Consider the following 13,506-nt stretch of genomic DNA (forward strand, 5'->3'; position numbering starts at 1 on the left):
TTATTTTACGCCATGCATTAATTTTTTAACCACTGGATGTAAGACTGCAATTAATATACCTGCAGAAATAGGCACAATTGTAAAGATTAAAAAGAATGTTGTTAAGCTATATTTTTGAGTGATTTCTTCAATCATACTGCCAGATACGCCAGCCAATTTGTTACCCATCGCCAAGAATAGATAGTATACACCAAACATGAAACCAATCCATTTTGCAGGTACTAATTTACTTACGTAAGATAAGCCTACCGGAGAAATACAAAGTTCGCCAAGGGTGTGGAATAAATAGGCTAATACTAGCCAAGCCATGCTTACTTTTATTTCTGGTGATGTAATTGCGGTTGAACCGTAGGCTAAAAAGCCAAAACCAATACCCAATAAGGTTAAGCCTAAACCGAATTTTAACGAACCTGGGAGGTTGTATTTACTTTCCCACCATTTAGAAAAAACCGGTGCAAAGCAGATGATAAATAATGAGTTAAGTATATTGAACCACGATGCTGCAATCTCTGTTGTATTTGCCGAAAATTCACGTTCAACTTTCCATAATACAATACCCCAAATAATAATAAAGCTAGTTGCCAGAATTAAATTCCCTAGTTTATATTTTGCAATGGTTTGTGAGAATAGCTTAAATAAAACATAGGAGATAATTCCTAGCGGAACAATGGTTAATAACGCATCAACAATTTTAAATGTTAAACCTGCACTGCCGGTTAAAATTCTGGTCGTGTTTTCTTTGGCAAAAATAGTCATACTTCCACCGGCTTGTTCAAAGGCTGCCCAAAAGAAAACAGTAAAAATTGAAAAAATAAATACAACGATTAATCTATCTCTGGTAATGTTAGCAGGAACTTTTTCTTCCTTAATTTGAGATGTAACGTTAGTTTCAGCTTGTTGTAACCTTTTCTCTTCTTTTGGCAATAAACCAATGCTACCAAATATGCCTTTTGTAAAATAGAATTGAAGCATTCCTAAAAACATAAATATACCGGCTAGTCCAAAACCCCAGCTCCAAGAAATTTTTTCGCCGATGTAGCCACAAATCATTATACCTAAAAAAGCTCCAGCATTTACACCCATATAAAATATAGAATATGCACCATCTTTCTTTTCAGGATGATCTTTATAGATCTTTGAAACTATTGAAGTCATGTTCGGTTTGAACAAACCATTTCCAACCATTAAACAACCCAATCCAATGTATAAGAAAAGAGGTGTTTCTATGGCCATACTTGCATGACCTATCGTCATAATTAGGGCACCTAAAATTACCGCCCAACGGTAGCCCAATAATCTATCAGCAATTAAACCACCTAAAACTGGAGTGAGGTAAACGCCCATTGTGTAAGTGCCGTATAGTGAAAGTGCATCAGCTTTTGTCCACTCCCAACCACCTGAAGCGATGGATGATGTAAGGAATAAAACAAGTAGTGCACGCATACCGTAATACGAAAATCTTTCCCACATTTCCGTAAAAAAAAGCACAAAAAGCCCGGCCGGATGGCCTAATACTTTACTGCTAAAGAAATCGTCTTTGGTTTCAATGGATGTTTGCATAAAACATTTGTTTGTTTTGGTTTATGAATTCAGAATTTGTGTGTTGTAAAGTTAGTTCAATAAGGCGCAATATAGCGAGAGGAGGCCACTCTAACAAATTTTTAACTTATCTGTAAAGTAATGAATACGTTATGATTTAATGTTGTATTAAAATTTTCTGATTGGTTTTACATTTTTGCTTGGGTCGGCATATAATGCATCATTTGCATTGGCCTCATTATTAATAACAATGTTTTCTTGAAGCCTTAATCTTCCTCCGATAACTTTAAAGGCATCGGTATTCCCATCCGAGCCATAAAATTGAAATCTTCCAACCATTTCAGGGTCGAAAGGAGCAAGGTGGTCAAATACAATTAGACCAGCGTTTTTATCTGTTTTCAAAATCATTGCATTTTGTTTGTTGTACTCGAAAATTACCCGGTTTTTACCCTTTAATTCTTTGCCATCGAATACAGGCATTCCGAAATTTACATTGTCTCTGTCAAAAGATAAAATTTCGATTACTTTTTTGGTTGATTCAGTTGTGTTGCCTTTCCATCCTAACAAAATATAATAAGGTAATTTGCCTGAAGCAGATACTGGAATAATTTCGTAATAACGTGCGCCATACCACTTTTGGTTATTAGTAATGGTATTCGGATCAGTAATATTCTCAGTTTGATCTATAAGTGGGTAAAGCTTTAAAGCACCTCTGTTATTCATTTGTATGGTGCCGAAATACCGATAAGTTCCATTTTCAAAAGGTAAATACCAGGAGATGATTCTAAAAACCTGATCGGCAGATTTTACTACCGAAACATTTTTTAGTGAATCGAATGGATAATTAAACGAATTCGGTTCTTTTAGTGCTTCAACCAAGGTTTTAACAAACTTTCCGTTCGATGCTGTTTTAACTTCATCGCTTTGAGTTGCATAAATCGCTTTTGAAATGCTAATCAAACTATCTTGAAAAACATCAAGCTTATTTGTGTTTTGCTGCGCTGAAACTAAAGATGCATGCAGGCAGATTAAAATCAGGAAATAGAATTTGATGTTTTTCATTACGATATTATAGTTTTTCGATAACTAATGCACTTGCACCACCGCCACCATTGCAAATTCCGGCAACGCCAATTTTACCATTATTTTGGGCTAAAACCGATAAGAGTGTAACAACGATACGTGCACCTGATGCGCCAAGTGGATGCCCAAGTGAAACTGCTCCACCATTAACATTTACTAAGCTTTCATCAAGGTTTAATAATTGATTATTTGCAATTGAAACAACAGAAAAAGCTTCGTTAATTTCAAAAAAATCAACTTCATTAACTTCAAGATTGGCCTTTTTCAGTGCGAGCGGAATTGCTTTTGAAGGTGCAGTAGTAAACCATTCTGGCGCTTGTTGTGCATCAGCAAAGCTGATTATTTTTGCTAAGGGCTTAATATTTAATTCATTTGCTTTTTCAGCACTCATCAAAATTAAAGCAGCAGCTCCATCGTTTAAGGTTGATGCATTTGCTGCCGTAACCGTTCCATCTTTCTTGAAAACAGGTTTTAATGACGTAATTTTATCAAATTTAACTGCAGTTGGCTCATCATCAGTATCAATTACCGAAACTTCACCTTTTCTGTCTTTCACTTCAATACTTACAATTTCAGAATTAAACTTTCCGGCAGATTGTGCCGCTTGCGCTTTTTTATATGATTCTATCGCAAAGTTATCCTGATCCTCTCTACTTATGTTACAATCTGTTGCGCATAATTCAGCTGCTGAGCCCATGTGGTAATCGTTATAAACATCCCAAAGGCCGTCTTTCACTAAACCATCCGTAATTTGTCCGTGGCCTAATCTATATCCATTTCTTGCTTTATCTAAATAGTAAGGAACATTACTCATACTTTCCATCCCTCCTGCAACTATAATATCATTGTCGCCATTGGCGATACTTTGAGCGGCTAGCATGATGGCTTTAGTGCCCGATGCACAAACCTTATTAATGGTTGTTGCAGGTAAATCTGGCAATCCAGCAAACTTAGCGGCTTGTGTTGCCGGCGCCTGACCAATATTAGCCGATAGTACATTACCCATGTAAACTTCTTGAATTTGCGAGGTATTTAATCCTGCTCTTTCAATAGCTGCCTTAATTGCAAAACCTCCAAGTTGAGGTGCAGAAAATTGAGCTAATGTGCCACCGAAACTTCCTATAGGCGTTCTTACAGCCGAAACTATTACAACTTCTCTCATTTAAAATTATTTTATGAATTTTGGTTAGGCCGCTAAGTTATGGATTTTTAATATTAGCTATTGAGTTTTGAATGATTTTACGATAACAATTAAACAATTAAACAATTCCCCAAACCTTTAAGCTTATTCTTCCTTAATCTTGCCTTTTCGTCTCGATTTTAATGCTTGTGTAAGTAAAAATTCAATTTGCCCATTGATGCTTCTAAATTCCTCGGCCGCCCAAGTTTCAACATCCTTTAATAATGCCGGATTTATTCTCAATACAAAAGCTTTTTTATCTTTCTCTGTCATTTCAAAATTTGCTTAGCCTTAATTATTTAAATAATTTGCCATTATATAATGATGTTAATTATATAACGTTCCGGTGTTTACAACAGGTTGCACATTTCTATCGCCGCACAATACAACTAATAAATTACTAACCATTGCTGCTTTACATTCTTCATCTAAATTAACAATATCTTTTTCTGATAATTTTTCCAAAGCCATCTCAACCATTCCTACAGCGCCTTCAACAATTAATTTTCTTGCAGAAATTACAGCAGTAGCTTGCTGTCGTTGCAACATAGCACTTGCAATTTCCGGAGCATATGCCAAGTGAGAGATACGGGCTTCTAAAACTTCAATACCCGCTCTCGATAATCTTTCGTTCAGCTCATTTTCTAAAAGTTCGCTTACTTTTTCAGCTCCATCTTTTAGAGTGATACTGTCTTCTTCCCCTTCGGCATGGTCGTAAGGAAATATATTTGCCAGATGCCTCACTGCAGCCTCACTTTGTATGGTAACGTATTGCATATAATTTTCTACTGAAAAAATAGCTTTAGCTGTTTCGTTGACTTTCCAAACAACAACAGCGGCAATTTCAATTGGATTACCTAATTTATCGTTTACCTTTAATTGCTGGCCGTTTAAATTATTTGCTCTTAAAGATACTTTACGTTTGCTAGTTAATGGGTTTACCCAAAAGAAACCATCGGTTTTTACCGTGCCAACGTATTTACCGAAAAGCGTTAACACCTTCGATTCGTTGGGATTGTTAATAATTAATCCGGGTAATACCAGAAAGAAATTAAAAGCCAATAAGCTTCCTCCCCAAATAAATCGTTCCGTAACAAAACAGAAGACAGCGGCACCTAAAAGCGCTAAAAATAATGCGAATGTTAAATAACCCGATGGTGGGTTAATGATTTTTTCTTGATACATAATTGATATTAATTTGATATCATAAATTAAAATATAAATGTTGGTAATTGCAAACAAAATCAGTAAAATGTATATTAGATAAAAATGTTATTTTTGACAACATCATAAATGCAGCGTTTTGGCTAAAATCAAGAAAAATTCACATAAAATCCTTTATCGTAAGTATTCATCAAGCTTTAAATATTTAATGATGGTGATTACGGTTTTCATCATTACACTATTCCTACCCAAACAACCCCGTTTTAGATACGAATTTGAAAAAGGCAAAGTTTGGATGAATAAGGATTTGATTTCTCCTTTTCCTTTTGCGATACTTAAAACCAATCCGCAAATAAATTCTGATAAAAAGGATGCCTTACGTGATATTTTACCTGTCTATCAATTTGATAATGATATTAGGAAAGATGCACTGGAAGCTTATTTAAATGAGTTCGATATTAAATGGCGTTCGACCGGGTTAGATGAAAAGGAAAAACTTTCGTACCGAAATTCTTCTTATAAGTTGCTCGATAATCTTTACGCTAAAGGAATAATCGGATTAAATGTAAAACATCAAACGGTAGGAAAAAATTATGACTTTTCTTTGCTCGATAACAATATATCCAAACTACACAATACCCAAGATGTTTACACAGCAGAAAGTGCGCTGCTTTATTTCAAGCAAAATTTTAAGCTTACTAATCAGGTTATTCAAGATTTAGTTGATAATCTTGCGGAAGATCACATCACGCCAAACTTGATCTTTAGCGAAAGGTTAACTGAAATTATAAGGGATAATACTGTAAATAATGTATCAACTACTAAAGGTATGGTGCAAAAGGGTGAACTCATTGTTGCCAAAAGCGATATTATCGATGATGAAATTTATCAAAAGCTAGAGTCCTATAAGGCTACGTACGATGCGCAAACCAAAACAATTGGTAGCAGAACACTGGTTTATCTGGGGCAGGTGGTTTTAGTTAGTTTTGTACTTACAATATTAATGTCGTTTCTTTTTCTTTTTAGAAGGGATATTTTTTCCGATAATCGACAGCTTTCGTTAATCCTAATTGTAACAACTGGAATGTTGCTCTCTTTAACCTGGGCATTAAAAATGAACATCGCCAGTTTATATTACATTCCGTTTTGCGTAGTACCCATTATCATCCGTATTTTATTCGATACCCGACTGGCGCTCTACCTGCATATGTTGGTTATTTTAATCGCTGGTTTCTTTGTTGCAAATAGTTTTGAATTTGTTTTTTATCAAGTTACAGCAGGTATGGTTGCTATATTTAGCATCAAAAATTTTGTAAAAAGAGAACGTTTTCTGGTTTCGGCATTATTCATTCTGTCTGCATATTTCGTTTCATTTGTGGGTATTGCTTTATTGCGTGAAGGTTCTTTCAGCGAAATTCAGTGGATAAATTTTCTGCCCTTTATATTCAGCGTTTTATTATCCTTATTAGCTTATCCATTAATTTATATTTTCGAACGCGTGTTTGGTATTACATCAGATGTTGCATTGATCGAATTAACCAATACCAATAATAAATTACTGCGAGAGCTCGCATTTAAGGCTCCCGGAACCTTTCAGCACTCCTTGCAAGTGGCAAATTTAGCTGAGGCTGCCATATTTAAGATAGGCGGGAATTCGGTACTCGTTAGGGCAGGAGCTTTATATCATGACATTGGTAAGGTAGATAATCCTCAATATTTCATCGAAAACCAAAATACAGCGGTAAGCCCGCATGATAAACTTCCGTACGAGCAAAGCGCACAGATAATTATTCAGCATGTTCATAAAGGCATTGAGATTCTAAGAAAAAATCAAATGCCCGAAGCAATCATTGATTTTATTAGAACGCATCATGGAAATACTCGCGTCGATTATTTTTATCAGTCCTTTTTAAAGAATTCACCCGAAAAATTTGTCGATGAAAACATTTTTAGATATCCGGGTCCAATCCCTTTCAGTAAAGAAACTGGTGTGCTAATGTTAGCAGATTCTGTCGAAGCTGCGTCAAGATCGCTTAAAAATCCCGATGCTCAGAGCATAAATGATCTGGTTGAACGAATAATTAACTACAAATTGGAGCAAAATCAGTTAGATAATTGCGATTTAACATTAAAAGATATAGAAACTATCAAATTGATTTTCAAGACGATGCTGATGAGTATCTATCATGTACGCATAGATTATCAACAAGTTTTATAATTTTTTTTTGTGGAATAACTTGTTTTACTATATTTGCAGACCTCAAAACAAGGTCGGTATGACAAGTTGAAAGGAAAACGGAGAGGTGCCTGAGAGGCCGAAAGGAACAGTTTGCTAAACTGTCGTACTGGTAACGGTACCGCGGGTTCGAATCCCGCCCTCTCCGCGAAATTAAATTGGTGAAATAATCGGAATTATCATTTTAAAACCGTTACTTTGCCACCCTTTGCAATAAAGGGAAGCAGATACCAAGTTCGGGGTGTAGCGTAGCCCGGTATCGCGCCTGCTTTGGGAGCAGGAGGTCGTAGGTTCGAATCCTGCCACCCCGACAAAAAGTTTGATTCCACTTTAGTAAAAAGGATCGTAATGGTGATACCAATGTTCGGGATGTAGCGTAGCCCGGTATCGCGCCTGCTTTGGGAGCAGGAGGTCGTAGGTTCGAATCCTGCCATCCCGACAAAAAAAAATGTTAAATTTGAAAAAAGAGGCTAAAGCCTCTTTTTTCGTTTGCACTATCTTGTATTTCCCTAGAAATTTATTTTATAATTAAGCTTTAGTAGAATGTAGTGTACATACTCAAATATTTTTGTGAACAATGCCTGCCAAATTGAAACTTTGTGTTCGTGAATATGTTTTACAGTTTAAATGAATCATGGTATGGAAAATTACATAATTAATTTGGGGGATGATAAACCTTTACAACGGTTTCAAGTAATCGAGTATCCATATCGTGACGGCGAAACCTGTAAATACAATGTTTTTCAAAACGGAATTTTAGTTGTTTCTTTCAAACCTGATAGCCAAAATCATTTACATCTTTGCCAAAATCCGGGTAGAATAGCAAAGGAATTGCTCGATTTGCTTGCTGAAGCAATAGAGTTAAAGCATCCTACAAACATTATCTAGGCTTGAGTTACATATTAACATTACGACTAGATAATGAGGCACAAGCATTTTTTGATGCACAGCGATTAACCTATTTCCCTCCAGAAAGGAATTTCTTAAATGCTCATTTAACACTCTTCCATAAACTATCAGAGCATAAGGATACCATTCAAACGCTAGATGAAATTAAGGTACAATCATTCTTCCTCGAAGTTTCCGGATTTAAGTTTTTGGGTAGGGGGGTGGCTTATCAGGTTGAAAGTGATGTGCTAAATAAATTGCATGACAAACTCGTCAATCGTTTCAAAGCTATATTAATACCGCAGGATAAGCAGGGTTTCAGGCCACACATTACCATACAAAACAAAGTAGAACCGGACGAAGCAAAAGCTTTACTTGAGCAACTACAGCAAAATTTTCAACCATTTAAAATTAAAGGATTGGGTTTAGATTTATGGAGTTACTTAGGTGGACCTTGGGCGCATCTAAAGTTTTTCCCTTTTGAAGAATTGCAACCTTAAAGCGGCGTGTTAATTTTTATTCAGCCAAAAGCATTTTGATATTTCAGCACTTGGAATAGCAGCTTAGTACGCTTAAAATACTTATCCAAACTTGGTCTATGATTCATCTTTGGATTTGATATTAGTATTTAGGCAATTATCAGCATTTGGGAATCTTAGATTTAATTGAGGTTTTAAATAACAATTTATTGGATGATAAAATAAACCCTCAGCAAATTATAATTGCTTGTTTTATATTAAAATTGTTCTGCTATTTAAATCATTTTATTATTTAATTACTCGTTTTAAACATATTAATATAAGCTTAGCTCCTTTCTGTATAGCCCTAATGGGCTATTGATAAAAAACACACGAAGTGTCAATTTTATTAGACGAATTTATAGTCTTTTGATACATAAATATTCGATAGATTTTGTGTCTTATCAAGCCTGTAGCTTTCGATGTTAGATTTCCTAAATCTCCTCAAATTATGATTGGCAGAAAATTGACGGCAATAAGTATTAGGAAGAAAATACTTATTGTGGATAGTGAGTTGAATATATTGAAGCTTTTGGCTTATATTTTAGCACCGGACTACGATTTAACCATTAGGACGAATGCAATTAATGCATTTCAGTGGCTATCAGATGGTAATGATCCGGATTTGATTATTTCAAGTTTGAATATGCCACATATTGATGGAACTAGTTTTATTAAAAACCTGAAAGCGAGTGGTTATTACGGTAATACCCCTGTCATCATCATCTCGGGCAACGAAAATCTGGAAAGTGTTGTTCAATCATTTTCATTCAAAGTTGAAGGTTACATGGGGAAGCCTTTCAATCCTTTAGTTCTTAAGTCAAATATTCAGCATTTAATAGCCTAGGAGCTGTTATCCCATTTACAGCATTATATTACAAAATTTTCGCTCATGTTAATATCTACGATTAACCCTTCACAAATTAATACCAAGATTGTTTATTTCGGACATTTGCTTAAAAGCTTAATTCAGGATGAACTTAACCAGTACCTAAACATAACTTATCTGGAAGATTTTAAACATTATTTAGATAACGAACCGCTACTAAATATACCTGATGTAATTATTATCGAGGCCGATGAAAATGACGATTGCTTTAAGCAAGTTCGATACATTCGTAACCATCCTTTTCTAAAAGGGCTAATTATTATTTTAATAGGAATTAGTGATGATAAGGATAGGAGGAGAATGGCGCTAGAGTTTAAAGTGGATGATTATTATACTTATCCATTTCAAATTCATAACCTCAAAACCAGAATTAATTTTTTGGTTAAATTTAAACTTATAAAACCTACAATAGCCGATTTACCTGAGAAAATTAGCGGGCGATATAAAATCCCCATGTCAAAGAGAATTTTTGATTTACTGGTTTCGGGTATTGCGTTGATTTTGCTTTCTCCACTGTTTTTGCTCATCAGTTGTATTATTAAGCTCGAATCAAATGGTGTTATCATTTATAAAAGTAAGCGTGTAGGCGCTGGTTATCGTATTTTTGATTTTTATAAGTTTCGAACTATGCACAAGGATGCAGATAAAATGCTCCAAACAATGGCACACTTAAACCAATACTCAACAACATCTGGTTGTAATGATTCTAAAAGTACTTTTGTTAAATTTAAAAATGATCCGAGAATTACAAAGTTTGGGTCTTTCTTAAGAAAAACCAGTTTGGATGAACTGCCTCAATTGCTTAATATTCTTACAGGTAATATGTCGATAGTTGGAAATAGGCCTTTACCCTTGTATGAGGCAGAAAATTTAACAACTGATGAATGGTCTACACGGTTTTTAGGTCCCGCTGGATTAACCGGTCTTTGGCAAATTAGTAAGCGTGGGAAAAAGGATATGTCGGAATTGGAACGCAAAGAATTAGATAATTTTTATTCCGAAAACTATAGTATTTTTCTTGATATTAAAATAATTATTAAAACTTTTCCCGCACTAATTCAAAAGGAAGAAGTTTAATTGTATATTTATGCGTTTTTTATTTCATCCCAAAATCAATACTTAAATAAAAAAACTATAAACAACCCTATAATTAATGAAAACTCTAAAAAAAATTACGCTTGGTTTCTTGCTATTTTTCAGTATTAATGCTGCTGCACAAGAAACAATCATTCCTGAAATCAAATATTCTGATTTAGAAAAATATATTGAACTAGCTAAACAGAATTTTCCCAGAAAGAAAATTTTTGACCTACAAAAAGTTGGTGCGCAAACGGCTGTTCCGATGGCTGCACTTTCTTATTTAGATATTTTCAGTGGCTCATATTTTTATCGTCCGCAAGATAGAGCTGTTTTAGATCCATTAAATCCATATAATGTTAATGGATTTCAATTTGGTATAAACTTTAACCTTGGTAATTTTTTACAGAAACCATTTATGGCTAAAAAAGCAAAAGCAGATGCAAAGATTGCTGATTTGCTTGCTCAAGAATATAACCTGGCAATAGGTGTTGAAGTAAAAAAACGCTATTATGATTATATTCAGGCGATAAACATGGTTAAATTGTCTACTCAAATGGCTCAAGAAAACAAAGGTGTGTCAGAGAGTTTAAGAAACAAATTTGAAAAAAGTGAGGTTACAATTGATTTATATAATCAATCAAGAATCAATCAATTTACCGCTTTTCAAGGTAAAATCCAGGCAGAATCAACATTTCTAAAAGCAAAAGATTCTTTAGAGGAAATTATTGGTATGAAGCTAACAGACGTAAAATAAACATCAAAATATTGCATGGATATTAAATCATTCCTAAAAGTAATTGGAAAATATAAATGGGTACTTATCTTAGTACCCATTGTTGCAATTATAATCACCTATTTTTTAGTTCAAAATTTACCAAAGGAGTATAGTTCTGAGGTTCAGATTTCTACAGGTTTACTAGATCCATCGAAGAAAGTTATAACCAGTGAGAATACCGATTTCTTTCAAGTAAGCCAGCAGTTTAGCAATATTATAGAAAAGTTTAAGATGAAGAAAAACATCAACTTACTTTCCTATAACTTGATGTTGCACGATCTTGAAAATCCGGCTAAACGTTTCAGGCCTTATAGCGAGAAACTAGATTCATTAAATAGCAGCGAAAAAGCTCAATTGATAAATCTTTTTAAAGAAAAATTAGCTACAAAATCTATTCTTACCTTAGCCGATAACAAAGGGAAATACAAAATGTACGACCTCATTGAATCAATGGGTTATGGTGAAGAGGTTTTGAGAAAAAAAATTGATATCTCTCATACTGATAATAGTGATTATATTAATATTGAATATATTTCTGAAAACCCAGATTTATCTGCTTATCTGGTAAATACATTTGCTTCGGATTTTATTACGAATTATAGTGGTGAAATTGCTGTGAATCAAAATACTTCAATGGGACTTCTAGATTCTATACTAAAACAGAAGGAATCTGTGATGAACTCAAAAAATAATTCGTTGGCGGCATTTAAAAGAAACAAGGGTGTTTTGAATTTAAATGAACAATCTGCTACTGTTTATGCTCAAATCACTAATTATGAAGGACAAAGGGCAGACTTAATTCGTACGATTCAATCTACGCAGGGAGCTTTATCTGTTCTTGAAAGCAAATTTAGAGGAAATGATCCGTCAATTGTTGGTAGTAACAGGGCTGATAACAGAGAAATTGTAAGGTTAAAAAGGGAGAGAGAAGCCGCTACAAGTGATTGGGTTGGAAATGGTTTTAAACCATCAGACCAGGCAAGAGTCGATTCATTAACAAAAATCATCCAAGAAAAAAGCAATAAAAATGAAGACGAGAATGTTTTCGACCCTCGAGCTTCAAAGCAAACCTTATCAAATCAAAAAACAGGGCTTGAATTGCAGTTAGCACAAGCTAAAGCCAGTATTAATAGTGTTGAACAACAGCTATCTGTTTTAAGAGCCAGATATAGTAGTATGGTACCTTATGATGCAGATATTCAGAATTATCAAAGAGAGGCTGACCTAGCGACCAAGGAGTACATGACTACCTTGGATCAATATCATCAAAATGAGGCTGGTAGAATTTCTGGTTTGCAGTTGAAGATAGATCAGTTAGGCTTACCAGGCAATCCAGAGCCGTCTAAAAAGATAATGTATGTAGCTGGCGCAGGATTTGGCAGTTTTTTCATTTGTCTAGGCTTTGTTTTCACAGTGTTTTTTCTCGATAATAAGATTATCACTTCAAATCAGCTTGCTTCTGCAACAAAATCTAATGTTGTAGGCTTGCTAAATAAGATTGAAGGTAATGAGAGAAGTGTTCGAGAAATTTGGAATGATAAAAACGATAACGCAAACTATGAAATTTATCGTGATATGCTGCGCTCTTTACGTTTTGAGGTAAATAACAAAATGGATGAAGATGGCAGTAAAATTTTAGGAATTACAAGTTTGTTAGCTGGCGAAGGTAAAACCTTTATTGCCTATAGTTTAGCTTATGCATTTGCAATGACGGGTAAAAAAATCTTACTAATTGCCGATGAAGCTCCAGTTGTAAAATCTGAAAGTAAAGCATTAGTTGTAAGCCAAAATTTTCAAACTTTCTTAATTAAAAAGGAAATTCATACTGAAGATTTGATTACAATTATGAATAAAAATACCGCCAGAAACTCTTTACTTGAAATGCAGAGTATTAAGAGCTTAAAGGCTGGTTTTGATGTTTTAAGAGAAGAATTTGATTTGATAATAATTGATGTAAATAGTTTACACGACATCAATATTGCAAAAGAATGGTTATTGTTCACCGAGAAAAATATTGCAGTTTTTGAATACGGTAAATCAATACAGGATACAGACAAGGAATTTATTGATTATATTAAAAAGTTGCCAGGGTTTTTAGGTTGGGTTTTAAATAAAACTCAATTTCAAAAGTAATTTTTGAAAAAAAAATATAGT

The 13,506-nt window shown here is 34.4% G+C and carries 12 protein-coding genes and 3 tRNA genes; 10 read left to right on the forward strand and 5 right to left on the reverse strand.

What is annotated here, in order from left to right:
- The 5 genes from R2Q16_RS10290 to R2Q16_RS10310 all read right to left on the reverse strand — a co-directional run bounded on the left by R2Q16_RS10290 (position 1) and on the right by R2Q16_RS10310 (position 4,987).
- Positions 1–1,560, reverse strand: a complete 1,560-nt coding sequence (locus R2Q16_RS10290; RefSeq protein ID WP_316736872.1) for a peptide MFS transporter — start codon at positions 1,558–1,560, stop codon at positions 1–3.
- 147 nt (positions 1,561–1,707) lie between these two features.
- Positions 1,708–2,601 (reverse strand): hypothetical protein, encoded by an 894-nt coding sequence (locus R2Q16_RS10295; protein WP_316736873.1) that lies wholly within the window; start codon positions 2,599–2,601, stop codon positions 1,708–1,710.
- A 7-nt stretch (positions 2,602–2,608) separates the two neighbouring features.
- Positions 2,609–3,784, reverse strand: coding sequence for an acetyl-CoA C-acyltransferase (locus R2Q16_RS10300; protein WP_316736874.1), 1,176 nt, complete (start codon positions 3,782–3,784; stop codon positions 2,609–2,611).
- A 123-nt stretch (positions 3,785–3,907) separates the two neighbouring features.
- The gene (locus R2Q16_RS10305; RefSeq protein WP_316736875.1) at positions 3,908–4,075 is read right to left on the reverse strand and encodes an Arc family DNA binding domain-containing protein; all 168 of its coding nucleotides are present in this window, start codon (positions 4,073–4,075) and stop codon (positions 3,908–3,910) included.
- Between the two features lie 54 nt (positions 4,076–4,129).
- A complete protein-coding gene (locus tag R2Q16_RS10310; RefSeq protein WP_316736876.1) occupies positions 4,130–4,987 on the reverse strand; it encodes an SPFH domain-containing protein in 858 nt (285 codons plus the stop codon).
- 118 nt (positions 4,988–5,105) lie between these two features.
- On the opposite strand from R2Q16_RS10310, the gene R2Q16_RS10315 reads away from it, so the two are divergent.
- From R2Q16_RS10315 to R2Q16_RS10360, 10 genes are all read left to right on the forward strand, one after another.
- The gene (locus R2Q16_RS10315; RefSeq protein ID WP_410478159.1) at positions 5,106–7,184 is read left to right on the forward strand and encodes an HD family phosphohydrolase; all 2,079 of its coding nucleotides are present in this window, start codon (positions 5,106–5,108) and stop codon (positions 7,182–7,184) included.
- A gap of 79 nt (positions 7,185–7,263) precedes the next feature.
- Positions 7,264–7,350 (forward strand) — tRNA-Ser (locus tag R2Q16_RS10320).
- An 89-nt stretch (positions 7,351–7,439) separates the two neighbouring features.
- Positions 7,440–7,513: transfer RNA gene (locus R2Q16_RS10325), tRNA-Pro, on the forward strand.
- A 54-nt stretch (positions 7,514–7,567) separates the two neighbouring features.
- Positions 7,568–7,641 (forward strand) — tRNA-Pro (locus tag R2Q16_RS10330).
- A gap of 200 nt (positions 7,642–7,841) precedes the next feature.
- Positions 7,842–8,090, forward strand: coding sequence for a hypothetical protein (locus tag R2Q16_RS10335; RefSeq protein WP_316736877.1), 249 nt, complete (start codon positions 7,842–7,844; stop codon positions 8,088–8,090).
- A gap of 2 nt (positions 8,091–8,092) precedes the next feature.
- Positions 8,093–8,590, forward strand: a complete 498-nt coding sequence (locus R2Q16_RS10340; protein WP_316736878.1) for a 2'-5' RNA ligase family protein — start codon at positions 8,093–8,095, stop codon at positions 8,588–8,590.
- Positions 8,591–9,059: 469 nt separating this feature from the next.
- A complete protein-coding gene (locus R2Q16_RS10345) occupies positions 9,060–9,455 on the forward strand; it encodes a response regulator (RefSeq protein ID WP_316736879.1) in 396 nt (131 codons plus the stop codon).
- 45 nt (positions 9,456–9,500) lie between these two features.
- On the forward strand, positions 9,501–10,574 hold the full coding sequence (locus R2Q16_RS10350; protein WP_316736880.1) for a sugar transferase: 1,074 nt from the start codon (positions 9,501–9,503) through the stop codon (positions 10,572–10,574).
- A 76-nt stretch (positions 10,575–10,650) separates the two neighbouring features.
- Positions 10,651–11,331, forward strand: a complete 681-nt coding sequence (locus tag R2Q16_RS10355) for a TolC family protein (protein ID WP_316736881.1) — start codon at positions 10,651–10,653, stop codon at positions 11,329–11,331.
- A gap of 15 nt (positions 11,332–11,346) precedes the next feature.
- Positions 11,347–13,485 carry an exopolysaccharide transport family protein gene (locus R2Q16_RS10360; RefSeq protein ID WP_316736882.1) on the forward strand — a complete coding sequence of 713 codons (2,139 nt, stop codon included), beginning with the start codon at positions 11,347–11,349 and terminating at the stop codon, positions 13,483–13,485.
- Positions 13,486–13,506 lie beyond the last annotated feature (21 nt).

It is taken from the genome of Pedobacter aquatilis, assembly GCF_032678425.1.
GTDB lineage: Bacteria > Bacteroidota > Bacteroidia > Sphingobacteriales > Sphingobacteriaceae > Pedobacter > Pedobacter aquatilis_B.